The 22,352-nt window shown below is 64.4% G+C and carries 24 protein-coding genes; 15 read left to right on the top strand and 9 right to left on the bottom strand.

Features of this window, described 5'->3' with window-relative positions:
• Nucleotides 1–25: 25 nt before the first annotated feature.
• Nucleotides 26–646: a nucleotidyltransferase domain-containing protein gene (locus NKI01_RS04415; protein ID WP_352962010.1), complete on the top strand. Its 621-nt coding sequence runs from the start codon at nt 26–28 to the stop codon at nt 644–646.
• The gene (locus NKI01_RS04410) at nt 643–1,278 is read left to right on the top strand and encodes a YceH family protein (protein ID WP_352588049.1); all 636 of its coding nucleotides are present in this window, start codon (nt 643–645) and stop codon (nt 1,276–1,278) included. Before NKI01_RS04415 ends, NKI01_RS04410 begins: the two co-directional genes overlap by 4 nt.
• Before the next feature lie 9 nt (nt 1,279–1,287).
• Here the strand turns inward: NKI01_RS04410 and NKI01_RS04405 are convergent, their stop codons facing one another.
• The 3 genes from NKI01_RS04405 to NKI01_RS04395 form a co-directional block, all read right to left on the bottom strand.
• Nucleotides 1,288–1,758 carry a hypothetical protein gene (locus tag NKI01_RS04405; protein ID WP_352962007.1) on the bottom strand — a complete coding sequence of 157 codons (471 nt, stop codon included), beginning with the start codon at nt 1,756–1,758 and terminating at the stop codon, nt 1,288–1,290.
• A 78-nt stretch (nt 1,759–1,836) separates the two neighbouring features.
• A complete protein-coding gene (locus NKI01_RS04400) occupies nt 1,837–2,190 on the bottom strand; it encodes a hypothetical protein (RefSeq protein WP_352481033.1) in 354 nt (117 codons plus the stop codon).
• Nucleotides 2,187–2,339, bottom strand: coding sequence for a hypothetical protein (locus NKI01_RS04395; protein ID WP_352494070.1), 153 nt, complete (start codon nt 2,337–2,339; stop codon nt 2,187–2,189). Before NKI01_RS04395 ends, NKI01_RS04400 begins: the two co-directional genes overlap by 4 nt.
• A gap of 180 nt (nt 2,340–2,519) precedes the next feature.
• Here NKI01_RS04395 and NKI01_RS04390 point away from each other — a divergent pair, with 180 nt between their 5' ends.
• Nucleotides 2,520–3,479: a helix-turn-helix transcriptional regulator gene (locus NKI01_RS04390; RefSeq protein WP_352494071.1), complete on the top strand. Its 960-nt coding sequence runs from the start codon at nt 2,520–2,522 to the stop codon at nt 3,477–3,479.
• Nucleotides 3,480–3,790: 311 nt separating this feature from the next.
• On the opposite strand, the gene NKI01_RS04385 is transcribed toward NKI01_RS04390, so the two are convergent.
• Nucleotides 3,791–4,216 (bottom strand): OsmC family protein, encoded by a 426-nt coding sequence (locus NKI01_RS04385; protein ID WP_352494072.1) that lies wholly within the window; start codon nt 4,214–4,216, stop codon nt 3,791–3,793.
• 237 nt (nt 4,217–4,453) lie between these two features.
• Here NKI01_RS04385 and NKI01_RS04380 point away from each other — a divergent pair, with 237 nt between their 5' ends.
• The 3 genes from NKI01_RS04380 (at nt 4,454) to NKI01_RS04370 (ending at nt 5,694) form a co-directional block, all read left to right on the top strand.
• Nucleotides 4,454–4,690, top strand: coding sequence for a hypothetical protein (locus tag NKI01_RS04380; RefSeq protein WP_031195231.1), 237 nt, complete (start codon nt 4,454–4,456; stop codon nt 4,688–4,690).
• A gap of 2 nt (nt 4,691–4,692) precedes the next feature.
• The gene (locus NKI01_RS04375) at nt 4,693–5,049 is read left to right on the top strand and encodes a YciI family protein (RefSeq protein WP_031195230.1); all 357 of its coding nucleotides are present in this window, start codon (nt 4,693–4,695) and stop codon (nt 5,047–5,049) included.
• Between the two features lie 117 nt (nt 5,050–5,166).
• Nucleotides 5,167–5,694, top strand: coding sequence for a hypothetical protein (locus tag NKI01_RS04370; RefSeq protein WP_023722688.1), 528 nt, complete (start codon nt 5,167–5,169; stop codon nt 5,692–5,694).
• Nucleotides 5,695–5,881: 187 nt separating this feature from the next.
• Here NKI01_RS04370 and NKI01_RS04365 read toward each other — a convergent pair whose 3' ends face one another.
• Nucleotides 5,882–7,126 (bottom strand): ubiquinone biosynthesis hydroxylase, encoded by a 1,245-nt coding sequence (locus NKI01_RS04365; protein WP_023722687.1) that lies wholly within the window; start codon nt 7,124–7,126, stop codon nt 5,882–5,884.
• Between the two features lie 99 nt (nt 7,127–7,225).
• Here NKI01_RS04365 and tesB point away from each other — a divergent pair, with 99 nt between their 5' ends.
• The 3 genes from tesB to NKI01_RS04350 all read left to right on the top strand — a co-directional run bounded on the left by tesB (nt 7,226) and on the right by NKI01_RS04350 (nt 10,112).
• Nucleotides 7,226–8,101 (top strand): acyl-CoA thioesterase II, encoded by an 876-nt coding sequence (gene tesB / locus NKI01_RS04360; RefSeq protein ID WP_023722686.1) that lies wholly within the window; start codon nt 7,226–7,228, stop codon nt 8,099–8,101.
• Between the two features lie 219 nt (nt 8,102–8,320).
• Nucleotides 8,321–8,659, top strand: coding sequence for a P-II family nitrogen regulator (locus NKI01_RS04355; protein ID WP_023679755.1), 339 nt, complete (start codon nt 8,321–8,323; stop codon nt 8,657–8,659).
• Between the two features lie 31 nt (nt 8,660–8,690).
• Nucleotides 8,691–10,112: an ammonium transporter gene (locus NKI01_RS04350; protein ID WP_023722685.1), complete on the top strand. Its 1,422-nt coding sequence runs from the start codon at nt 8,691–8,693 to the stop codon at nt 10,110–10,112.
• A 130-nt stretch (nt 10,113–10,242) separates the two neighbouring features.
• Here the strand turns inward: NKI01_RS04350 and NKI01_RS04345 are convergent, their stop codons facing one another.
• Nucleotides 10,243–10,392, bottom strand: a complete 150-nt coding sequence (locus tag NKI01_RS04345) for a hypothetical protein (RefSeq protein WP_023722684.1) — start codon at nt 10,390–10,392, stop codon at nt 10,243–10,245.
• A 136-nt stretch (nt 10,393–10,528) separates the two neighbouring features.
• Here NKI01_RS04345 and NKI01_RS04340 point away from each other — a divergent pair, with 136 nt between their 5' ends.
• The 3 genes from NKI01_RS04340 (at nt 10,529) to NKI01_RS04330 (ending at nt 15,198) form a co-directional block, all read left to right on the top strand.
• Nucleotides 10,529–13,189 carry an FtsK/SpoIIIE family DNA translocase gene (locus NKI01_RS04340; RefSeq protein ID WP_352962003.1) on the top strand — a complete coding sequence of 887 codons (2,661 nt, stop codon included), beginning with the start codon at nt 10,529–10,531 and terminating at the stop codon, nt 13,187–13,189.
• 133 nt (nt 13,190–13,322) lie between these two features.
• A complete protein-coding gene (locus NKI01_RS04335; protein WP_352481025.1) occupies nt 13,323–14,006 on the top strand; it encodes an outer membrane lipoprotein carrier protein LolA in 684 nt (227 codons plus the stop codon).
• 385 nt (nt 14,007–14,391) lie between these two features.
• Nucleotides 14,392–15,198, top strand: a complete 807-nt coding sequence (locus tag NKI01_RS04330; protein ID WP_023721396.1) for an exodeoxyribonuclease III — start codon at nt 14,392–14,394, stop codon at nt 15,196–15,198.
• A 20-nt stretch (nt 15,199–15,218) separates the two neighbouring features.
• Here the strand turns inward: NKI01_RS04330 and NKI01_RS04325 are convergent, their stop codons facing one another.
• Genes NKI01_RS04325 through NKI01_RS04315 form a run of 3 tightly spaced genes read right to left on the bottom strand, consistent with a single transcriptional unit; the run spans nt 15,219 to nt 18,413 of the window.
• Nucleotides 15,219–16,070 (bottom strand): TIGR01459 family HAD-type hydrolase, encoded by an 852-nt coding sequence (locus tag NKI01_RS04325; RefSeq protein ID WP_352910323.1) that lies wholly within the window; start codon nt 16,068–16,070, stop codon nt 15,219–15,221.
• Complete coding sequence (locus NKI01_RS04320; protein ID WP_352962000.1) at nt 16,067–17,368, bottom strand: FGGY-family carbohydrate kinase; 1,302 nt, start codon at nt 17,366–17,368, stop codon at nt 16,067–16,069. Before NKI01_RS04320 ends, NKI01_RS04325 begins: the two co-directional genes overlap by 4 nt.
• A 1-nt stretch (nt 17,369) precedes the next feature.
• Nucleotides 17,370–18,413, bottom strand: coding sequence for a class II aldolase/adducin family protein (locus NKI01_RS04315; RefSeq protein ID WP_352961997.1), 1,044 nt, complete (start codon nt 18,411–18,413; stop codon nt 17,370–17,372).
• 229 nt (nt 18,414–18,642) lie between these two features.
• Here NKI01_RS04315 and NKI01_RS04310 point away from each other — a divergent pair, with 229 nt between their 5' ends.
• The 3 genes from NKI01_RS04310 to NKI01_RS04300 are packed head-to-tail and all read left to right on the top strand — an operon-like array spanning nt 18,643 to nt 22,342.
• Nucleotides 18,643–19,425: a DeoR/GlpR family DNA-binding transcription regulator gene (locus NKI01_RS04310; protein WP_023721392.1), complete on the top strand. Its 783-nt coding sequence runs from the start codon at nt 18,643–18,645 to the stop codon at nt 19,423–19,425.
• Nucleotides 19,422–20,801 carry an FGGY-family carbohydrate kinase gene (locus NKI01_RS04305; RefSeq protein ID WP_352961994.1) on the top strand — a complete coding sequence of 460 codons (1,380 nt, stop codon included), beginning with the start codon at nt 19,422–19,424 and terminating at the stop codon, nt 20,799–20,801. The genes NKI01_RS04310 and NKI01_RS04305 overlap by 4 nt, the downstream gene beginning before the upstream one ends.
• A complete protein-coding gene (locus NKI01_RS04300) occupies nt 20,798–22,342 on the top strand; it encodes a sugar ABC transporter ATP-binding protein (protein WP_352961992.1) in 1,545 nt (514 codons plus the stop codon). Before NKI01_RS04305 ends, NKI01_RS04300 begins: the two co-directional genes overlap by 4 nt.
• Nucleotides 22,343–22,352 lie beyond the last annotated feature (10 nt).

Genomic DNA, 22,352 nt, shown 5'->3' with positions numbered 1-22,352 from the left:
TGTCAGGCCGGCATCGGATCACCTTGTGTTGGAACAGGCACGCGACGTGATCGAATTTCCCATCGAAGGCGAGATCGATGCCGGCGGCTGGGATCTGCGCAAGGCCTTGCTGCTCGGGCTCGGCGGCAATGCCGTCATCGTCGAATGGGCAAAATCATCAATCGTCTACGAAGAGGTCACGGGATTTCGGCGGCGCCTTCTCGACCTGCTTACCGAGATCGTCGATCCGGCAAAAGTAGCGCGTCACTATCTCGGCCTGGCGCGTTCACATGTTGCCAAGATCGGCAGCTTTTCCGGCGAGGTGAAGCTGAAGAAGCTGTTCTATCTCATTCGACCACTGGTCGCGTTGGACTGGATGGAGCAGCGCGGCCTCGCCGGCCTACCGCCGATGAACCTTGGCGAGTGCATCGACCAGATCGAGATGCCAGTGCAGGCAAGCGATGAAATCCGCAGCCTGATCGACCGCAAAAGCCAGACGCGGGAAATGGGGACCGGTCTCATCCCGACGGCGATCGCGCGCTATCTTGAGGCGCGCTATGGTCACCACGAAATGAACCTTGCCGGCGTGATCCGGGATGAAGCCCGCCAGGCGCGAAACCGTGTCCTTGCAACCGACTTTTACCGCCGGGAGGCTGAACTTCAATGAGCGATGAGCTTCCCATCCTCTCCCCCATCGAGGCGCGTGTGCTCGGCTGCCTGATCGAGAAGAAGGAGCTGACGCCCGACGTCTATCCGCTGACGCTCAATGCGGCACTTGCCGCGGCCAACCAGAAGACGGCGCGCGAGCCGGTAATGTCGGTCGAGCTTGCCGAGGTTAGAAGGGCGCTTGGCCAGCTCGAGCAGAAGGGCCTGGTCAGGCAGGTGTTCGCGTCGCGCGTCGAGCGCTATGAGCATGTCGTGGCGCAGCGCTTTTCCCTGACCTCGGCGCAGATCGCGCTGCTCGGCCTGTTGCTGCTGCGCGGCCCGCAGACGGCCTATGAATTGCTGGCGCGAAGCGAGCGCATGGCACGGTTGCCGTCGATCGACGAGCTTCGCGGCAATCTCGATCTGCTGATCGGCCGCAGGCCGCCGCTGGTGCAGCAGATCGACCGCGGCCCGGGCCAGCGCGAGGACCGTTATGTCCAACTGCTCAGCGGGCCGGTGCAGCTGTCGGCTGCCGCGGCGCCCCAGCAATCGCCCTTGCCGGCCTCGAATCTGGAAATGCGCGTGCAGGCCCTCGAGCAGGAGGTCGCGGCATTGCGCGCCCGCCTCGACGCGCTGACCGGCGAGGGGCACTGAATCGCGACCTCATCTCCTGCTGTGGACGCCGCTCGCCTCGCCTCCCGGATCGACCAGCCGCAACTGCCGGCCATTCAACTGCCAGCTCAGCGAGACCGGCTTCAGGTCGCCGGCGCCGAACTTCCAGGTGCCGGTCAGATCGGGCCGGCAGCCATTGACGGATTTGTAGGTTCCGGCCTTAGGCGTGAAGACCAGCGTCGAGCCGTGCACGGTCGTCGTGCCCGTCTTCAGCGTCAGCGACTGGATCTGGCCGCAGCCGTCGACCAGCGAGGATTCGAACAGCGCATATTGCGTGCGCCCGTTGGCGCCGAAGGTGAAGGAGATGCTGCCGCCGCTGCCCGGCGCACAGTGGCCGAGCGTCGTGCAATAATCGCCGCTGGCGACTGCAAAGCCCCATTTGCACCCCATTTGCCGACAAGTGCTGGTGGTATCGAGCCCTGGCGCGAACGGGCTGTCTGCCCTTGCCTTGGCCGGCGGCATCGGCCGGGCCGACGGCCAGGCAACCGGTCAGGCCCGCCAGTGTGACAAAAACCGCCAGGCGCGCGGGTGAGGAGCCGGTCAGCATCCCTTGCTCGCGATAAGCTTGTGCAGATGGGCAAGCCGCGTGGCTATGACATTGTTGACGATCGCTGTTTTGCCAGGCGGTGCCATGCCGCCATATTTCTTCGGCGAAGGCCCATGGTTCCTGGCCTCCTCGTAGCCGGCGGCCTGTTGCCGCAACTCGGCACAGGACATGCCGGCATATTTCGCCTGCTCCTGCGGGCTGATGACACCCGATTGCGCCATGCCGATGGAGTTTGCCGCCGCCATGCCGCCGAGGCCGACAGCCGCGGAAATCGGATTGAGGCCGACGCAGCCGGAAAGGCCAAGGCACAGCATCGGCGCCGCCAAAAAGGCATATCGCAGGCTCATGGCTGACGCTCCCTGATGCGCGGCGGCAGCTTCAGGTCGCGATGATCGGTGGCGGTTTTTCCGAGCGCAAGCGACAGGAGATAGACGCGCGGATTGAAGCCCGCCGAGGCGAGCGCCGACAGCGTCCTGAGCAGTTGCAGGTGATACATCGAACCCCCTTGTGGTGGTCATTGCCGATGGATTTCCGGTTTTGGAAACGGGCTGCAAACTACGTCCGATGAGACAAGCCGGCTTGGACGAGACGGCCCTAAAAACGGCCTAAACGGCCCTGTATTGACGTTTCAGGGGGCTCGGCGCATATCAGCGCGCTCTCGGGCTGGGGGATGCCGATGAATGCGACGACCTCGTTCAGGCTGATGACGGACGCGTTTCCGGAGCAAGATCGCGTCGAGGTGATGCGCGAGGTCTACGGCCGCACGGTCCTCAAGGTCGAGCTCGATCCGCTCGCACCGACGCGTGTCGACATGAAAGTGCGTGCGCTGCCCGGCCTCGGCATTGCCACCGGCACTTCCTCGGAATTCCGGGCGCATCACTCGATGCCGCTGATCGACAGCGACGACCTCATCCTGTTGGCGGCGCTCGATGGCGCGAGCGTCATGAAGCATCGCGGCCGCGAGGAACCGATCGGCAACGGCCGGGCGCTGATGATGAGCGGCGAAGAGGTCGGCCTCAACCTCATCCAGCCCGGCGGCATGCGCTTCGTCAATATGAGCTTCTCGCTGAGGCAGCTTTCGCCGCTGATCGGCGATCCGGCTTCGGTGCTTATGCAGCCGTTGCCGACCACGAGCGGGGCGATGCGGCTGCTGCTCGACTATGTCCAGTCGATCCAGGATGCAGACGATGCGCTGACGCCGGAAACCTGGCAGCTGGCCGCGACTCACATTTTCGACCTTGCCGCGCTTGCCATGGGGGCGACCAGGGATGCCGCCGAAATTGCGCGTGGCCGCGGCGTGCGGGTGGCGCGACTGCGCGCCATCAAGGCCGATATCCTCGCCCATGGCGGGCACGGCGAGCTGTCGGCCGAAGACATCGCCGCCCGCCACCATCTCTGCGCCCGCTATGTGCGAAAACTGTTCGAGAGCGAAGGCACGTCGCTGTCGGACTTCATGCTGCGCCAGCGGCTAGTGCGCGCGCATCGCATGCTGGGCGATCCTTCTCATGCCGACCGCAGCATCACGGCAATCGCCTTCGATGCCGGCTTCAACGACCTTTCCTATTTCAACCGGGCGTTCCGCCGGCGCTATGACGCGACGCCGTCGGACGTGCGCGCTGCGGCCTTAAAGAACTGACATTGGGTTACGCCCGGGCATGATGGGAGCCCGTGGGGCCCCCGACTCTCAAGACTGGGTTCCTCGCCCACCGCGAAGCGGGGGAGAGGTGGGCGCGAAGCGGCCGGAGAGGGGGCTTCATAGAGCGCGGTTCCCCTCTCCGTCTCGGCTTCGCCGAGACACCTCTCCCCACTGTCGTGGGGCGAGCAACCCAAGCTGGAATAAAGCCGCGATCTTCCCTCTATCCTGCCAGCCCCCCGCAAGGGAGATCGGATGGCCGCTATGCTGTCGCCAATCATCGACCGGCTGTTCGATGCAGGTTTGCTTACGGCTCACCCGAGACTGGCGTCGAGCGATACTTTGATGGCGCCGAGCGCTTTCGAGACTGGGCATTCGGCCTTGGCCTTTTCGGCCAGTTCCTTGAACTTGGCGGCATCGATGCCCGGCACCTTGCCGACCAGCGTGATCGCGCTGCCGGTGATGCCGGTGCCGGGGACCAGCGTTACCACGGCCTTGGCGTCGAGCTCGGCAGCCGGAGTGCCGTTCTCGGCGAGGAAATGCGAAAGCTGCATGGCGTAGCAGCCGGCATGGGCGGCGGCGATCAGCTCTTCCGGGTTGGTGCCGGATTTGCCGCTCTCGTCCTCGAAACGCATCTTGGCAGAATAGGGCGTACCTTTCAGCGTCCCGCTCTGGGTTTCGAGCGTGCCTTTGCCTTCCTTGAAACTGCCTTTCCAAACGGCGTTGGCGGTGCGGTCCATCAATTCCTCCTTGATTGTCGTGATTGAGCCCGTGATCGGCATCCAGTCGACTATAGCGCGCGCTGGAGCGAAGGCCACCCGCGCTTTCGTATCGGCGGCAGCGTGACACATCATGGTCAAGCAAAAAATCGCTCGGGAAAAAATCGCGAAAAAAATATGCGTGCAAAAATGTCGACTTCCATCTGCCCCGACCGTCCTGCGGGCGGCCATGGAATTGGTGGCCGGATGGAGGACCACATGAACAATCTGTTTTCTGCTCACTGGACAAACACCAGCCACAGGGCCGGTGAACAACAAGCCGACTGGTCGCGCGTGCCGCCTTCCGGCTTCGGCCGGCTGCTTGCGGCGATTGCCATTATCGGGATTGCGGTGTCCTTTCTGGATTATGCAGCGGGGCTCGATCATACAGCGGGCAAAGGCCCGGCCGAGATTTCCCTAGCCTCGGCTGCCGCTTCAACCCAGGAATGGAGGTAAAGATGAAATACGTTTGCCTGGTCTACGGCGAAGAAAAAGATCTCTACGCAATGACGCCTGCGAGGCTGGCCAAGCTCGACGCCGATTCGCTGGCCTATGACAGGTCGGTGGCACAAAGCGGCCGGCTGATCATCGCGCAGGCGCTGCAATCGGTGCAGACGTCGAAAACCGTGCGCCGGCGCAAAGGCAAGCGGCTGGTCACGGACGGCCCCTTCGCCGAGACCAAGGAGCAGTTGCTCGGTTTCGTCATGATCGAGGCCGGGGACGTCGACGAGGCGCTGGAGATCGCCGGCGGCATTCCGCTGGCAGAAATCGGCACGATCGAGGTGCGGGCGATCTACAATGTGCCGGGGTCGTAGAGATGTCGGCGGCCGGCGACTGGCGCAGGCTTTCGTTTTCTTCAATTGGCGCAACTTTTGCGTGTTGAAGCGAAACGACACTTCTCTTATCGTCGCCTGAGATTGGGGATCTTGGGCATGCATATATTGATTGCTGCAATCGGCCTGCTGGGGGCAGCGGCGTTCTGGTGGTACCGGCTGAAGACCATGAACGACGCGGCGCGTGAGGTTGCCGACGTCGTTGGCCGCGTCCAGGGCAATGTCCGCCGCAAGAAACTGCGCAAGCAGGCGGCGCTCTCGCCGTTGACGGCGATCGACGATCCGGTCGTGGCGGCGGCGACGCTGATCACCGCCATTGTTTCCGAGCATGGTCCGGTGCTGCCGCAACGCGAAGCTGCCATTCGATCGGTGATCTCGGAGATTGCCGACAAAAAGCAGACCGATGAAGCGGTGATCTACGCCAAATGGGCGGCCTCGCAAATCGACGATGCCACGGTCGTCATCGACAAGCTGGCACCGTTCCTGCGCGAACGCCTCGACGCGGCTGAAAGGAACGATCTGCTACAGATGGTCAGCCGTGTCACGGAAGTCGGCGGGCAAAGCCAGCAGATTTCCGACCAGCGCATGCTCCGGCTGCGCCAGAAGCTCGGTTTCGAGGTCAATTAGGGTGTGCTGATATTCAGGTGATGCCGGCCTGCAAAGGGTGGCTTCCTGCGCTTCCTATTCTCACGTACCCAAACGCACGCTCCGCTCCGGTTCTCGGAAGCCACTGTTGGTCGCTTCGCGCCCCGTCTTCGACTCCGGCTCGGCCTGACCTGAATCTCAACACATCCTGGCATGTCTGTGAGATGGATCAGATCGCCTCGCCCTTCAACAGCTTCGGCGTGTCGCCGGACAGACCTGACGCCTGGCGGATGAAGAACCCCTTCAGCCGCGGCATGCGTTCGACAAGGCCAAGACCGACGTCGCGCAACGTACGCAGCGGGCCGAAATCGTTGGAAAACAGCCGGTTCAGCACATCGGTGGTGATGCCCATCTGCACCGTGTCGAAGCGCCGCCATTGCTGGTAGCGCTCAAGCACGTCGAGCGCGCCGATGTCCTGGCCGAGCCGGTCGGCCTCGACCACCACCTCAGCAAGTGCCGCCACGTCCTTGAAGCCCAGATTGAGGCCCTGGCCGGCGATCGGGTGGATGCCGTGGGCGGCGTCGCCGGCCAAGGCGATGCGCGGCGCGACGAAGGCGCGCGCAATGGTCAGCCCGAGCGGCCAGGCGCGGGGCTTGTCGGCGATATGGATTTCGCCGAGCTTGAGGCCAAAGCGGTGCTCGAGCTCATACTCCAGGATCAGGGTGTCGCCTGCGACCAGCTTTTCGGCATCCTGCGACCGTTCGACCCAGACGATCGACGAACGGTTGGTGCCGTCCTTGCCCGGCTTGAGTGGCAGCGTGGCAAAGGGGCCGGCCGGAAGAAAATGCTCTTCGGCGCGGCCGTTGTGCGGCCGCTCATGCGCCACCGTGCAGACGATGCCGGACTGGCCATACTCCCATTTCACCGTTTTGATGCCGGCCATGTCGCGCAGCTTCGAGTTGACGCCGTCGGCGGCGACCAGCAGCCGCGCCTTAAGCGTCGCGCCATCGGCAAGATGCACGGTGATGCCGGCGCCGTTGGTATCGAAGGCGCGGACGGCGACGCCCTCGATGATGCCGATGCCGAGCTGTTCGGCGCGCCGGCGCAAGGCGCCGTTCAAATCCTTGTTGGCGACCATATGCGCAAAGGGTTCGCCGGGCGCGACCTCGCCGTCGAAGGTGAGGAACACCGGACGGACCGGATCCGTTGTGCGCGAATCGGTGACGGTCATTTCGGTGATCGCCTGCGCCTCCGGCGCTATCTCGTTCCAGACGCCGAGCTGGTCGAGCATGCGGCACGCGGCGGCTGCAATCGCCGAGGCGCGGCCGTCCTTCTGCCAGACGCCGGCGGGTGCTGCGTCGACGACGGCAACGGCGAGGCTCGGCCGCGCCTGCTTCAGCGACACGGCGGCGGCCAGGCCGATATAGCCGGCGCCGGCGACCAGAACGTCGAGCGAATTCTTGCTGTCGACCATGGCAATTCCTTTCGCAGCTGACTGTCGCCGGGCATTCCGCCCTTGACTGCCCGCTGTTCCTGTCGGAAACCGCCATGGTAATTTTGCGGCGAGGTCAAGATGACGGCAGCCATGGACGAGCTTCTCGGCATTCTCGACCTCGAGCAGCTGGAACACAACCTGTATCGCGGTCGCAGCCCCAAGCTCGACTGGCAGCGCATCTTCGGCGGCCAGACCATCGCCCAGGCGCTTGTCGCCGCGCAGCGAACGGTCGAGGCCGAGCGCCATGTGCACTCGCTGCATGGCTATTTCATGCGACCGGGCGACACCAAGGTGCCGATCATCTACGAGGTCGACCGCATCCGTGACGGCGGCTCCTTCACCACGCGCCGCGTCGTCGCGATCCAGCACGGCCAGGCGATCTTTTCGCTGGAAGCCTCATTCCAGCAGGATGAGGTCGGCCTGGAACATCAGGTGCCGATGCCGCAGGACGTGCCGGCGCCCGACACATTGCTGTCGCAGCGCGAATTGCTGGGCAAGTTCGGCGAAGCCGTGCCCGACGGCATCAAGCGCTATTGGGAGCGCGACCGGCCGATCGAGATGAAGCCGGTGATGCTGAAGCATTACACCAGCCGGGAAAAGCTCGAGCCGAAGCAGAACATCTGGATCCGCACCACCGGCCCGGTGCCGGCCGACCGCGCCACGCAGGCGGCCGTGCTCGCTTACCTCTCCGATATGACGTTGCTCGACACCTCGACTTTTGCCCACGGCCGCGCCATTTTCGATCGCGACATCCAGGCAGCGAGCCTCGACCACGCCATGTGGTTCCATCGCAGCCACCCGCTCGACGACTGGATGCTGTACACGCAGGACAGCCCGTCGACGCAAGGATCGCGTGGCTTTACCCGCGGCTCGCTGTTTGCCCGCGACGGCACGTTGATCGCCTCGGTTGCCCAAGAAGGACTCATCCGGCTGAAGCGGCCGCCTGCCGAGTAGGCATTTTTCGAATTTTGCCTATTTTTTAATCATTTGCATTGACGCGACTGTGAACAGGCAGCCGACAAACCTTCCCGATTTCGTTGTTTAACAACAACTTCACACCCTGCTTCGGCAATTGGCACGGAGCTTGAATCCTAGCGGGCACTCTCCGGCTCTCATGGGGATCGGCGAAGTCGTGCAAACGCGGGGACCCGCAACAGCAAAGGGTGAAACCTTATGAAGATCGTGATGGCAATCATAAAGCCGTTCAAGCTCGACGAGGTGCGCGAGGCGCTCACCGCAGTCGGCATCCAAGGCCTGACCGTCACCGAAGTAAAAGGCTACGGACGTCAGAAGGGGCACACGGAAATCTATCGCGGGGCGGAATACGCGGTCAGCTTCCTGCCGAAGATCAAGATCGAAGTCGCGGTCGCCGTCGACATGGTCGACAAGGCCGTCGAAGCCATCACCGCGGCGGCCAAGACCGGTCAGATCGGCGACGGCAAGATCTTCGTCTTCGGCATCGACCAGGCGGTGCGCATTCGCACCGGCGAAACAGACACCGACGCGCTTTGAGCCGCGGACACGTATTCCAATGGAGAGTTCAATGAATATTCCTTCCACCTTGAAGATAACGGGACGCGCGGCCGTTTTGGGTTCGCTCGCTCTCGCTGCACTGGGCACGGTTGCTGCGTTCGCTCAGGAAGCGGCTCCGGCAGCACCGGCAGCGGCGCCGGCATTCACCATCGACAAGGGCGACACGACGTGGATGATGATCTCCACTATTCTGGTGCTGCTGATGACCATTCCCGGCCTTGCCCTTTTCTACGGTGGCCTGGTTCGCGCCAAGAATATGCTGTCGGTGCTGATGCAGGTCTTCACCATCACCAGCGTGGTCATGATCGTCTGGGTTTTCTACGGCTACAGCCTGGCCTTCACCCCCGGCAACGCCTTCGTCGGTGGCCTTTCCAAGATGTTTCTGGCCGGCGTCGACGTGACGACGGTGTCCGAAACCTTCACCAAGGGCGTGGCCATTCCCGAACTGGTGTTCGTTCTCTTCCAGATGACCTTCGCCTGCATCACGCCTGCCCTGATCGTCGGCGCTTTCGCCGAACGCATCAAGTTCTCCGCCGTGATCCTTTTCACCATCCTCTGGGTCACCTTCGTATATTTCCCGATCGCGCACATGGTGTGGTTCTGGGGCGGCCCGAGCGCTTATAGCGATCCGTCGGGTCTCATCTTCGGCTTCGGCGCCATCGACTTCGCCGGCGGCACCGTCGTTCACATCAATGCAGGCATTGCCGGCCTTGTCGGCGCGCTGATGATCGGCAAGCGTATCGGCTATCAGAAGGACGTCATGGCGCCGCACTCGATGACGCTGACCATGGTCGGCGCCTCGCTGCTGTGGGTCGGCTGGTTCGGCTTCAATGCCGGTTCGAACCTGGAAGCGAACGCCTATGCCGTGCTGGCCATGGTCAATACGTTTGTCGCCACGGCGGCGGCGGCAGTGACCTGGATCGTGCTTGAAACGCTGCTGCGCGGCAAAGCATCCATGCTTGGCGCCGTTTCGGGTGCTGTCACCGGCCTCGTCGCCGTGACACCTGCCGCCGGCTTTGCCGGACCGATGGGCGCCATCGTGCTCGGTCTCGTCGCCACTTGCGTCTGCTACTTCTTCGTCTCGGTGGTGAAGAACAAGTTCGGCTACGACGACAGCCTCGATGTTTTCGGCATCCACTGCATCGGCGGCATCATCGGCGCGCTCGGCACCGGTATCCTGGTCAATCCCGCTCTCGGCGGCGCCGGCATCGTCGATTACTCGACAGCCGACTTCGCCGCCGGCTACGCCGGCACGGCCACCCAGCTGATGTCGCAGTTCAAGGGTGTGCTGGTGACAATCCTCTGGTCGGGTATCGGCAGCGCGATCCTCTACAAGATCGTCGACCTGATCGTCGGCCTGCGTCCGACAGCCGATGCAGAGCGCGAGGGGCTCGATCTCACCTCGCACGGCGAAGTGGCCTATCACCCGTAAGCTCGTCCGGGGCGGCCTCGGCCGCCTCGCGACGTCCCATCCCGTCGTGATGCTCCCGCAAGGGCTCACGCCTTGAGGCCCGGAAATCTTCCGGGCCTCTTTTTGTGCGCGGATGGCCGTGACGGCTCGATCACGATCGCTTGATCAAGGTGCTCGATCCGTCGGCGGCGTGAAACATCTGCCGCAGCGGCTCCAGCGTGCCCGCCATTTTCGCCGAGTCAGCGTGGTTGCCAATGCCTGTCGCAGGATCACCGCCGCGTTTGAACAGGAAGTCAGGCATGACATCCTGCGCCCGTTCCGCAGACGCAGGCTGCCCATGGTTAATGCGCCCTTAACCTTCCCGCCGCTAGTCTGACAGCCGAATCTGCCGTGTTGCGCGTCCGCGCCCGGCCGGGCAACGACAGACGAGGAAGAGCATGCGTTCAGGGGCTTCAGCACCGTTTGCGCTGGCCGATACGGGGCACGGCATCCGGGCGTTCGCGAGGCGCCAGGTCGGGCGGCTGGTCGGTGCCGGGCTGTTTGCTCTGGTTGGCTTCGGCGTCGCCGCCCTTGCCACCTGGAACGTCGCCGATCCGAGCTTCTCGCACGCCACCGATAATATCGTCACCAATGCAATGGGTTATGCCGGCGCCGTCTTTTCCGACATTGCCATGCAGTTCTTCGGACTCGCCGCCGTTGCGGCGCTGGTGCCGGCGGTGATCTGGGGATTTCTGCTGTTTACCGCGCGCGGCGTCGACCGGCTGCCGAAACGGGCGCTGGCCTGGTTCGGGTTTTCGCTGCTTGGCGCGGCAATTGCCGGCTGCGTGGTGCCGCCCAAGACCTGGCCGCTGCCGACCGGCCTCGGCGGCGTCTTTGGCGACATGGTGCTCAACATTCCCGGCCTGGTCATCGGCGGCTATCCGACCGGCCGCGTCGCCAGCGTGCTTGCCGTGCTCCTTGCAGCACCGGCGCTGGGGCTGTTTCTGTATGGTTCGGCGCTGATTTCACGCAAGAACGGCTTTGCCGTGCTTGATCAGCACACTGCTGCCGATCCGCAGGACGACCTGCTTTTCGACAATGAAGAGGACGAGGGCGACGAAGGCATATTGGCGCTTGGCGCCATCACCCATTGGTGGCTGTCGCTGCGGGCCTATCTGCGTCGCCGCGCCGCGCGCCGGCGCGAGCGCGACGATTTCGAGCCGGAGATGGAGCCGCGGGCCAGCGCCTGGCGGCGGGCGGCAGAACGGGTCGAATCGGCCGAGTTCGCCGAGGCGCGGATGAGCCCGGGCGGGCGCGCCCGCGTCGAGCCGGAATTCTTCGCCGCCATGGTCAACGACCGCAGTGCCTCGATCGACCCCGACGATGCCGATGTCTTCGATAACGACGACAATGACGACGACATGGATTTCGCGCCCGAGCCGGCCGGCCAACGCCGCGCCGCGCCGACGGCGAAGGTGCAGAACTTCCGTTCCGATGCGGCGACACGCGTCGAGGCGCCGGCGCCGCGGCCGGCACCCGGCGCCCGGGTCCAGCGCGAGGCGCAGACCTCGCTGATCGGCTCGGAAAAATTCGAGATGCCGTCACTGCATTTCCTGTCGGAACCGAAGAACGTGGTGCGCGACGCCAGCCTGTCGAAGGACGCGCTGGAGCAGAACGCCCGCCTGCTCGAGGGCGTGCTGGAGGATTTCGGCGTCAAGGGCGAAATCATCCATGTGCGCCCGGGTCCGGTCGTCACGCTTTACGAGCTGGAACCCGCGCCCGGCATCAAATCGTCGCGGGTGATCGGCCTGTCCGACGACATCGCCCGCTCGATGAGCGCCATCGCCTGCCGTGTCGCCGTGGTGCCTGGCCGCAACGCCATCGGCATCGAATTGCCGAACGCCAGGCGCGAGACCGTCTATTTGCGCGAGATCATGGCCAGCCGCGATTTCGAGACCACCAAGGCCAAGCTGGCGCTGGCGCTGGGCAAGACCATCAATGGCGAGGCGGTCATCGTCGACATCGCCAAGATGCCGCACGTGCTGGTCGCCGGCACCACCGGCTCGGGCAAGTCCGTCGCCATCAACACCATGATCCTGTCGCTGCTCTATCGGCTGACGCCGCAGGACTGCCGGCTGATCATGATCGATCCGAAAATGCTGGAACTCTCGGTCTATGACGGCATCCCGCATCTTCTGACGCCGGTGGTCACCGATCCGAAGAAGGCGGTGGTGGCGCTGAAATGGACCGTGCGAGAGATGGAGGACCGCTACCGCAAAATGTCGAAGGTCGGCGTCCGCAACATCGACGGTTTCAACGCGCGCGTGCAGCAGGCCGAGAAAAAAGGCGAAAGAATCTCGCGCACCGTGCAGACCGGCTTCGACCGCCAGACCGGTGAAGCGATCTACGAGACGGAGAACCTCGACCTCGAGCCGATGCCCTACATCGTCGTCATCATCGACGAGATGGCCGATCTGATGATGGTCGCCGGCAAGGACATCGAAGGCGCAGTGCAGCGCCTGGCGCAGATGGCGCGCGCCGCCGGCATCCATGTCATCATGGCAACGCAGCGGCCGTCGGTCGACGTCATCACCGGCACCATCAAGGCCAACTTCCCGACCCGCATCTCCTTCCAGGTGACATCGAAGATCGACAGCCGCACCATCCTGGGCGAGCAGGGCGCCGAACAGCTGCTCGGAATGGGCGATATGCTCTACATGGCCGGCGGCGGCCGCATCCAGCGCGTGCACGGTCCCTTCGTTTCCGACGACGAGGTGGAGAGGATCGTCGCGCATCTGAAATTGCAAGGCGTGCCGGAATATCTCGACGCCATCACCGAGGACGACGACAAGGATGATGATGAGCCGTCGGGCAAAGGCAATGGCGGCAGTGGCGATGGCGGTAATTTCGAGGATTCCGACGATCCCTACGACCAGGCGGTCGCGGTGGTGCTGCGCGACGGTAAGGCCTCGACCAGCTACATCCAGCGCCGGCTCGGCATCGGCTACAACCGCGCCGCCTCGATCATCGAGAAGATGGAGAAGGAAGGCATTGTCGGCCCGGCCAACCATGCCGGAAAACGCGAAATCCTGGTGCCGACGGAGGACGACAAGTTCTAGAGCGCATCCGCGCCGGCAACTTTGAACCTCTCGGCGCGTTGCAACGGATGAGCGCTGCGCGCCCGCCAAACTTAAGCCCAACTGGGGGGGCAGACCAATATAACGAGCAAGCAATCAGATGATGGTGACCGGCATGAAAAACGCATCTTTCGCCCCAAGCAGGGATTTCGCCCCAACCCGCCGACAGGTGCTCGGCCTCGGTCTGGTCCTGGCCGGTGCCGCGGCCGTCAACGTCGTGCCCGGCTTCCAGCTGCTGGCGTCGGCGCAAGCAGCGGTTCCGGCGACGGCGCAGAAGATCGCCGATCATTTCTCCTCGGTCAAATCGATGAGCGGCGAGTTCGTGCAGTTCGGGCCCAAGGGCGAGCAGACCGGCGGCAAGTTCTTTCTGGAACGGCCGGGCAAGATCCGCTTCAACTATGACGGCGCCTCGAATTTCAGGGTGATTTCCGACGGCAAGTCGGTGGTCATCCTCAACAAGAAGCTGCGGACCTCCGACCTCTACCCGCTGTCGAAGACACCGCTGAAGCTGCTGCTCGACGACAAGATCGATCTGTCGGGCGGACGCGTCAGAAGCGTCAAGGAAGAAAACGATCTCACCACCATCCAGCTTGCCGACAAATCGGTGTTCGGCAATTCGAAGATCACCATGATGTTCGATCCGAAATCCTATGAATTGCGGCAGTGGACCATCACCGATGCGCAAGGCAAGGACACGACGGTGATGATCTTCAACACCAAGGAGGGCGTCAGTTTCGCGCCCGACACCTTTGCCATCGACTATACGGCCAACCGGGAACTGAACACCAAGTCGCGCTAAGGTGTGTCGATATTCAGGTGATGCCGGCCTGCAACGGCGGTTTCCTGCGCTTCCGGCCTTCGCCGGCCAAAGCACTCATGAGCGGTCGTGGCAGTTAAGGCTACGGCCGGCGTAGGCCGGTGCTCACGTACCCAAAAGTACGCTCCGCTCCGGTTCTCGGAATCCACCATTCTGGTCGCTTCGCGCCCGTCTTCGACTCCGACTCGGCCTGACCTGAATCTCAGCACACCTTGGGCTTGGTTCCTGTATTGATATTTCTGGAAAGTCATGGGCCGCGCCCCCCAAGGCGCGGCCGGCTTGTTTTTGCGGTGCGCGGCTGGCAGTAGTTTCCGCGATTGACTTCCGTCGGGCCATCCGGCGGATCTTGCGTTGTCCGGAACCCCACATGCCGTTTTCCGTCGCTACCTGGAACATCAACTCCGTCCGGCTGCGCATGCCGATCGTCGAGCGTCTGCTGGTCGAGCAGGCGCCGGACGTGCTCTGCCTGCAGGAAACCAAGGTTCCTGACGAATTGTTTCCGGAGAAGGCGTTCCGCAAGCTTGGCTACGAGCACATCGCCTTCCATGGCCAGAAGGGCTACCACGGCGTTGCGACGGTGGCACGGCGGCCGATCGAGGTGGTCGAAAAGCGCCGCTTCTGCGAGATCGACGACAGCCGGCATCTGTCGGTCACCGTCAAGGCTGGCGGCAAGGCGATCCTGCTGCACAATTTCTACGTGCCGGCCGGCGGCGACGAGCCCGACCCGGCCGTCAACCGGAAGTTCAAGCACAAGCTCGATTTTGTTGCCGAGATGAACGCCGTCCGCGCCGAGCATGACGAGGTTTCCGGCTCGATCCTGGTCGGCGATCTTAACATCGCGCCGCTCGAGCACGATGTCTGGTCTCACAAGCAGCTGCTCAACGTCGTCAGCCATACGCCGGTCGAGACGGAAAATTTCGAAGCGATGCGGCTCGCCGGCGACTGGGTCGACCTGATGCGGCTCAATGTGCCTTACGAGGAGAAGCTCTACACCTGGTGGAGCTATCGTGCACAGGATTGGCAGGCGTCAAATCGCGGCCGCCGCCTCGACCATATCTGGTCGTCGCCAAACCTGGTGCCGCAGTTTGCCGGCTATGAAATCCTGCGGCCGGCGCGCGGCTGGGAGCGGCCCTCCGACCATGTGCCGGTGATCGGGCGTTTCAACCTCGATTAGCTTTGTCTCGCCTTAACAATTCAGCGAAACCTGAAGCTATCCGCGATGTAGTCGGGGCGGGCGTTCAGCGTGGCGAAAACAGTCTCCAGATCAGGTGTCTCCGCCAATATGCCGGACAGGACCAGCGTCGTCGCGACGCCGACGCCGTTGCCGCCGGCGATGTCGTGCTCGACGCTGTCGCCGACGCAGACCACGTTGCTGCGCTCCGGGTTGCCCGCCAGCGCCAGCGCTGCCTCGAATATCTGCGGATAGGGCTTGCCGATGCGGGTGACGCTGCCGCCGAGGTTCTCATAGAGATCGGCTAGCCGGCCGGCGCCGAAGCGAGGCCCGACGGCAGTCAGCATGATGTTGTCGGGGTTGGTGCAGAAGCACGGCACCTGGCGCGCCGCTGCCGGACCAAGAAGCCGGCGATAATGATCGAGGTCGTAGCGATCGCCCTCGCTGGCGGAAATCAGTACCAGTTCTGCATCGTCGCCGTCCTTGGCCAGGACAAGGGGAAGGCCGTCGACAGCCGAACGGTCATTGTCGCGGCTGATCAGCAGGCATTTTGTCTGCGGGCGCAGGGTCCTCGATGCCGCCATTTCGTGGAAGGAGCGCCACGCCACCTCGCCGGAGGAGACAAAATGGTCCCAGCTTCCCGGTGCGAAGCCGAGCTTCAGCAGGCGGCGCTCATTGGGTTGCGCCCGCTTGCCGGAATTCGAGATCAGCACGATGGTCTTGCCGGCGCGCTTGAGTGCCGACAAGGCTTCGATAGCGCCTGGATAGGCGCTGGTGCCGTCGTGCAGCACACCAAATTGGTCGAGCAGGAACACCTGATAGCGCTCGGCCAGCGCGGCGATGCCGTCGAGGTGCTGAATTATCTTGGCCGTCATAAAAGCCCCGCTGCGCCTGCGCCCATCAGCGCCAGCCGCGCCGTGCCGGCGGCGGCCTCCTCCGAAAGAGCCGGCACGAGAGCGACGCCAAGCTTGCGCTGCCGGATCGCCGTCCAGGCCGGATTGGCCGCACCGCCGCCGACGCTCCTGACCGATGTAAGCCGAGGTGCGCCGAGTTCGGCAAGCCGGCGATAGCCGAGCGCTTCGATCGCCGCAATACCCTCGAACATCGCTTTCAGATAATCGGCGTCGTCGGCGGGCCGCGGCTCGAGGCGGGGCGGCAGCGCCGGATCGGCTATGGGGAAGCGTTCGCCCGGCGCCGGCAGCGGGTAATAATCGAGGCCGGTCTCGGTCGCCGGGTCGATCTTTTTGCTGAGCTCGACAATGCGGGCGACGGGGAAATGCTGGGCCAGCACCTTGCCGCCGGAGTTCGAGGCGCCGCCCGCCAGATAGGTGTCTCCCAGCCTATGGCTGTAGATGCCGAATTGCGGCGCCGAGATCGGCCGGTCGGAGAGGATCTTGATGGTCAGCGATGAGCCGAGCGCGGTGACGCCGGCGCCCGCGGCAGTCGCACCGGTCGCCAGGAACGACGCGCATCCATCGGTGGTGCCGGCGACGACAACCACGTCGCGCGGCAGGCCGAACATTTTCGCAGCGCTGGCGGTGAGCGTGCCCGTGACATCGCCCGGCCGCACGATTCGGGGCAGGAATTCCATGCGCATGCCGGTCGCCGCGATCCAGTCCGGCCAGCGCCGGGCCTCGACGTCGTAGCCGGTTTTCAGCGCGTTGTTCTCGTCACTGACATCGAAGCGGCCGGAAAACTGTCCGGCGATCCAGTCGGCCTGGTGCAGCACAGTGGCGACGCCGGGCAGGTGCTGGAAAGACAGCGCCTTGGCGAGACCGGACGTCGCCCCAAGTGCAGCGCTCGTTGCCGGTGCCGCGCCGGCTATTGCAGTCAGAATAATGTCGTCAGCGACCTTGTCGTTGTACATCAGCGGTTCGGCCAGCGGCCGCCCGGAGCCGTCGACCGGCAGCAGCGTGCCCGACGTACCGTCGACGGCGATCGAGAGCACTGCCGCGCGATCGATACATTTGAGCACTTCCGCCAACGTCGCGCCGACCGCCTCCCACCATACGGCGGGGTCGCGGCCGTTCAGCCCAAATCGCTCAAGGGCAATTGCGGAATGCGCGGCGATGGAAAAGTCCGGGCGCAATGCGACGGCGCGCGCGCCGGATGTGCCGATGTCGATGCCGATGGCAAGCGGGCCAGTTGATAGCGGGCTTGACGAACGCGGCATGTCAGCTGCCTCCGGCATTGAGTTTCTGGCGATATTTTTCGGCGTCCCAGTTGATCAGTTCGTCATTCTCCGCCGCTGTCAGATAATTCAGCTTCGCTGCGACATCGACCCGCGCCGTCACGTCGGCGAGGCAGCGCTGCATGGCGTCGGCGCCGGCGCCGGCGTCGCCGCGCATCAGCACGCCAAGGCCGGGAAACAGGATCGCCACGGGTGCGGCGCCGCAGCGCTCGATCACGCGCTTCACATCCTCGCCCGGTCCCGCCACGACCGAACCCTCGCCGAGAAAGATGACGTGGTCGGGGTAGAGGCTGCCACCCGAAGCCATGCGGCAGCTTTCGGGGTCGATCGCCACCGCATGCGCCTCCACGTCGGCTGGCAGTCTGTAGCCGCTGCCGCCGGCGCGCGCCGTCAGTGCGGCAATGTCCGGCTCAGCCACCTGGCGCGGCGGCCGCGCCAGGAGCCGGGTTACGCGGCGCAGCAGCATGTCGGCCGCGGCGACGGTCTCGGCTGCAACGACCAGACCGTGATTGCCGAGGATCAGGATGTCTACGCCTGGCCGCAAGCGCTCGGCGATCCCTTGGGCAAGCGGCAGCCCCGGCCGGCGATAAGGAACATAGGTCCATTGGTGGCCATCGAGCCGCCTGGCGACCTCGGCCTCGCAATCGGCCTGCACGGCCAGCGAAATGGTCTCGACGCAGTGGACATGCAGGACGATACGCTGCGGCATCAGCGCATGCACCGTGGTCTCGATCGACGGGCGCAAGCCGCGTGGATTGAGGGCGCCGATGGCAAAGGCCTGCGGCTGTTCGGCGGCCGGGTCGCGCCGTTCGATGGCTTCAAGCAATGGCGGGATGCTGACCGGCACCATGATGTCTGCGGTAAGCGCGTCCTTCAGCCAGGTACCGGAGGCCTTGATCCAGAGCGTGTCGCCGGCTTTCAGCGAGGTATTGCCGCCGGCGGCCTGGGTCAGATGCGGGTCGCTGCCGATGACGGCCGAAAGCGACCGCAGCGCTGCCAATTCCTGCGCATCCGCACTGATCGTCATCGAAATTCCTCTACAAACCGGCCGCGTGGCCACGGCTTTGGACGGCCCGTTGCCGGGACTAAGACCGACGCTGGTATCGCAGATGCGAGTAAGTTACGTCAACAGTGATGTTATCGCGTCAAATCACGCTTGCAATCCGAGGCCCGTTGAGTAAGTTGCACCAATTGCCGTGCAAAATGGCAATGCCGTGCAAAATGGCTTGGGAGGCAAGCGCATTGGGAGGTAAGGGTTGAGCGACTCCGGCCGCCAGCGCCAGATTGTCGAGCTTTTGCGAGACCGGCCTTTCGCATCGGTGCGCGAGCTGCAGGAGCGGCTTGGCGTGTCGGCGGCGACGGTGCGGCGCGACATCGACAAGATCGACGAGGCCGGCGAAGCGCGCAAGGTCTATGGCGGCATCTCGGCGCTCGATGGCGCTTCGCAAGTTGGCGTCGCCTATGCCAGGCCCTATGACGAGAACCGCGACCTCGCCGTCGAGGCCAAGCGGCAGATCGCCGCTCTCGCCGCCACCATGGTGCGCGACGGCGACGCGGTCATCGTGCATGGCGGTTCGACCTGCTTCCATCTCGGCGTCAAGCTCGCCGACCGCAACATCCGGCTCTACACCAACTCGATGCCGCTCGCGGCCTATCTCAGCGATCACGGCCATTGCAGCCTGACCGTCGCCGGCGGCGAACTGCACCGCGAGCCGGGTATCATCCATTCGCTGACCCAGACGGTGCCGTTCTACGCCTCGAAGTTCTTTCTCGGCGCGCAAGGCATCGGCCAGGAAGGCCTTCTGGAATCGCACCCGCTGCTGGTCCGCTCGATCGTCGAGCTCAGCCTCTGCGCCGACCAGATCGTCGTGCTGGCCGACAGCCGCAAACTGTCGATCCACGCCCGCAACGTGGCGCTGCCGCTGTCGCGGATCGGTACGCTGGTCACCGATGAGGGCCTGTCCGACACCGACGCGCGCATGCTCGAAGATGCCGGCGTCATGGTGCGCATCGCCGCTTCCTCGGGAGGCGCCCAGTGAAAGTAGCCGTCCTCGATTTCGGCAAGACCAATTCGAAGCTGTTCGTCTTCGGCCAGGACGGACGCATCCTCGACGAGCGCCGCACCCAGCCGAGCTGGATCCGCAAAAACGGCTTCAGCGTGCTCGACGAGGCAACGCTGCACGACTGGGCGGCCCGCGCCATCGATGACGCCGTCGACACGCATGGCGTGGAAGGGCTGATGGTATCCGGCCATGGCTGCACCTTCGCGTTGGTCGACGACGCCGCGCTGACGCATCCGATCCTCGATTACGAGCAGGAACCGCCGGCCGAGATCGCCGCGCAAATCGATCGCCGCATTCCGGATTTTGCCGAGACCTTTTCGCCGCGCCTGCCGCTTGGCTTCAACTACGGCCGCCACATGTTGTGGCTGAAGGAGGTGGAGCCCGGTGCCTTCGCCGCAGCGAAATCGATCCTCGGCTACCCCCAATACTGGAGCTGGCGCCTTGGTGGCCGGCCGGTATCGGAAGTGTCCTATCTCGGCTGCCACTCGCATTTATGGGCGCCGCGCAAACGCGATTTCAGCTCGCTGGTCGATGGCGAGGGCTGGCGCGGCCAGATGCCCGCCTTCGAGCGTGCCGGCGCGGTGATCGGCGAGCAGCGCTTCGGCCGAGCCGCGAAGCCGGTCGCCATCCATAATGGCGTCCACGACAGCAATGCCGCGCTCCATGCCTACCGCCGGCAGCAGCTCGGGCCGGTGACCGTGGTCTCGACCGGCACCTGGGTCGTCGTTCTCAATCCGGACTGCCCGCTCGACGCACTCGACGGCGAGCGCGACATGCTGGTCAACGTCGATGTCGATGGCGGCCCGGTGCCAACCATCCGCTTCATGGGCGGCCGCGAATTCGCGACGATCAGCGCCGGCTGGCAGGGCGCCATCGCGCCGTCATCGATACAGCGGGTGATCGACGCCGGCATCATGGCGCTGCCGAGCTTCGCGCCCGGCGGCCCGATGGCACACCGGCGCGGCGAACTGGTCGGGCGCACGCCCAACGCCGACGAACGCGCGGCCATGGCGCTGCTCTATGTCGCGCTGATGGTCGATTTGTGCCTCGAGCTGATCCATTCCGATAATACCGTCATCGTCGACGGCGGCCTGAACAATGGCGGGCTGCTTGCCGCGCTGCTGGCGCAAGTGCGTCCCGGGCAGGCCTTCCTGCAGGGCGCAACGCTGGAGGGCAGCGCCACCGGTGCCGCAGCACTTGCCTTCGAAAGCGTCGGACGCGAGTTTGCCATCGAGGCGCCGGAGGCGGTGCATGCGGCAAGCTTCAGCGGCCTTGCCGGCTACCGCAACGACTGGCGCGGCCTTGCCGCCGATCGGGGTGCCCCCAGAGCAGCTGCGGGAGGTGCGCGATGAGCGCCATCGCCCGGATCGAGACGGTGCGCCAGCCGGTGCTGGAGATGCGCCACATCTCGAAGACATTCGGCCCGATCCGCGCCCTGCACGATGTGTCGCTGACCGTCCATGCCGGCGAGCTGCACGCGCTGATGGGTGAGAACGGTGCCGGCAAGTCGACGCTGATGAAGGTGCTGTCCGGTGCCTACCGGCCGGATCCCGGCGGCGAAATCCTGATCGACGGCATGCCGGCCGCCACCGGCGACCCGATCAAGGCACGCGCCGCCGGCATTGCGGTCATCTACCAGGAGCTGTCGCTGGCGCCCAATCTGTCGGTGGCGCAGAACATTTTCCTCGGCAACGAGCCGCGACGGTTCGGCATCGTCGATCGCGAGCAGTGTAACCGGCGCGCCAGCGACATCATCGCGCGGCTCGGCGTGACTTTTTCAGCGCGCACCCCGGTCAGCAGCCTGTCGCTCGGCGAACGCCAGTTGGTCGAAATCGCCCGCGCGCTGTCGACCAATGCGCGCATCATCGTCATGGACGAGCCGACCACCTCGCTGACCTCGCGTGAGACCGACCGGCTGTTCGAGGTGATCGCGACGCTGAAGTCGCAAGGTATCGCCATCATCTACATCAGCCACCGCATGGAAGAGGTCTACCAGCTCGCCGACCGCGTCAGCGTGCTGCGCGACAGCGGCTATGTCGGCACGCTCGACCGCGCCGATCTGAACGCCTCGCGCCTGGTATCGATGATGGTCGGACGCGATCTGTCGACGTTCTACAAGAAGGATCACCGCCCGCCGGACAGCAAGCGCGCCGTCGCGCTGTCGGTGCGCGGCATGTCGGACGGCAATTTCATAAGGAATTGCTCCTTCGACCTCCACAAAGGCGAGGTGCTGGCGCTGGCCGGCCTGGTCGGCTCGGGCCGCACCGAACTGGCACGACTGATCTTCGGCGCCGACAGGCACATATCGGGCACGCTGGAGCTCGGCGGCAAACCGATATCCATCGGTTCGCCAAGCGAGGCGCTGGATGCCGGCATCGCCTACCTGACCGAGGACCGCAAGCAACTTGGCCTGTTCCTCGACATGTCGATCTCCGACAACATCAGCATGGGCGTGCTGGCAAGGGACGCGAAGGCCGGCGGTCTGCGCGACTTCGCGGCCGCCGAAAAGCGCGCCGCCAAAGCGATGTCAGACCTCTCCATCCGCACCAGCTCGGTGCAGGCCAATGCCGGCTCGCTGTCAGGCGGCAACCAGCAGAAGGTGCTGCTCGCCCGCCTGCTGGAAACAGAGCCGCAGGTCGTCATCCTCGACGAGCCGACCCGCGGCGTCGATGTCGGGGCCAAGTCGGAAATCTACCGGCTGATCGACAATCTGGCCAAGAAAGGCATCGCCATCCTGATGATCTCCAGCGAACTGCCGGAGGTGATCGGCATCGCCGACCGCGTGCTGGTGATGCGCGACGGCACAATTGCCGGCGAGGTGACGGCGTCGGAGGGCGAGCCACTGCGGCAGGAAGCGATCATGGAACTTGCAACGGGAGCGGCTCAGCGATGACCGACAAGGT

This window comes from Mesorhizobium sp. M0815 (assembly GCF_040319995.1).
Classification (GTDB): domain Bacteria; phylum Pseudomonadota; class Alphaproteobacteria; order Rhizobiales; family Rhizobiaceae; genus Mesorhizobium.
Note: the sequence above shows the minus strand (reverse complement) of the source record. Positions and strands in the feature narration are given on the sequence as shown.

Excerpts from the sequence above, each read along its gene's own strand:
- NKI01_RS04410 (WP_352588049.1), top strand. The coding sequence starts at position 643 with ATGAGCGATGAGCTTCCCATCCTCTCCCCCATCGAGGCGCGTGTGCTC.
- NKI01_RS04405 (WP_352962007.1), bottom strand. The coding sequence starts at position 1,758 with ATGCCGCCGGCCAAGGCAAGGGCAGACAGCCCGTTCGCGCCAGGGCTC.
- NKI01_RS04400 (WP_352481033.1), bottom strand. The coding sequence starts at position 2,190 with ATGAGCCTGCGATATGCCTTTTTGGCGGCGCCGATGCTGTGCCTTGGC.
- NKI01_RS04395 (WP_352494070.1), bottom strand. The coding sequence starts at position 2,339 with ATGTATCACCTGCAACTGCTCAGGACGCTGTCGGCGCTCGCCTCGGCG.
- NKI01_RS04390 (WP_352494071.1), top strand. The coding sequence starts at position 2,520 with ATGAATGCGACGACCTCGTTCAGGCTGATGACGGACGCGTTTCCGGAG.
- NKI01_RS04385 (WP_352494072.1), bottom strand. The coding sequence starts at position 4,216 with ATGGACCGCACCGCCAACGCCGTTTGGAAAGGCAGTTTCAAGGAAGGC.
- NKI01_RS04380 (WP_031195231.1), top strand. The coding sequence starts at position 4,454 with ATGAACAATCTGTTTTCTGCTCACTGGACAAACACCAGCCACAGGGCC.
- NKI01_RS04375 (WP_031195230.1), top strand. The coding sequence starts at position 4,693 with ATGAAATACGTTTGCCTGGTCTACGGCGAAGAAAAAGATCTCTACGCA.
- NKI01_RS04370 (WP_023722688.1), top strand. The coding sequence starts at position 5,167 with ATGCATATATTGATTGCTGCAATCGGCCTGCTGGGGGCAGCGGCGTTC.
- NKI01_RS04365 (WP_023722687.1), bottom strand. The coding sequence starts at position 7,126 with ATGGTCGACAGCAAGAATTCGCTCGACGTTCTGGTCGCCGGCGCCGGC.
- tesB (WP_023722686.1), top strand. The coding sequence starts at position 7,226 with ATGACGGCAGCCATGGACGAGCTTCTCGGCATTCTCGACCTCGAGCAG.
- NKI01_RS04355 (WP_023679755.1), top strand. The coding sequence starts at position 8,321 with ATGAAGATCGTGATGGCAATCATAAAGCCGTTCAAGCTCGACGAGGTG.
- NKI01_RS04350 (WP_023722685.1), top strand. The coding sequence starts at position 8,691 with ATGAATATTCCTTCCACCTTGAAGATAACGGGACGCGCGGCCGTTTTG.
- NKI01_RS04345 (WP_023722684.1), bottom strand. The coding sequence starts at position 10,392 with ATGCCTGACTTCCTGTTCAAACGCGGCGGTGATCCTGCGACAGGCATT.
- NKI01_RS04340 (WP_352962003.1), top strand. The coding sequence starts at position 10,529 with ATGCGTTCAGGGGCTTCAGCACCGTTTGCGCTGGCCGATACGGGGCAC.
- NKI01_RS04335 (WP_352481025.1), top strand. The coding sequence starts at position 13,323 with ATGAAAAACGCATCTTTCGCCCCAAGCAGGGATTTCGCCCCAACCCGC.
- NKI01_RS04330 (WP_023721396.1), top strand. The coding sequence starts at position 14,392 with ATGCCGTTTTCCGTCGCTACCTGGAACATCAACTCCGTCCGGCTGCGC.
- NKI01_RS04325 (WP_352910323.1), bottom strand. The coding sequence starts at position 16,070 with ATGACGGCCAAGATAATTCAGCACCTCGACGGCATCGCCGCGCTGGCC.
- NKI01_RS04320 (WP_352962000.1), bottom strand. The coding sequence starts at position 17,368 with ATGCCGCGTTCGTCAAGCCCGCTATCAACTGGCCCGCTTGCCATCGGC.
- NKI01_RS04315 (WP_352961997.1), bottom strand. The coding sequence starts at position 18,413 with ATGACGATCAGTGCGGATGCGCAGGAATTGGCAGCGCTGCGGTCGCTT.
- NKI01_RS04300 (WP_352961992.1), top strand. The coding sequence starts at position 20,798 with ATGAGCGCCATCGCCCGGATCGAGACGGTGCGCCAGCCGGTGCTGGAG.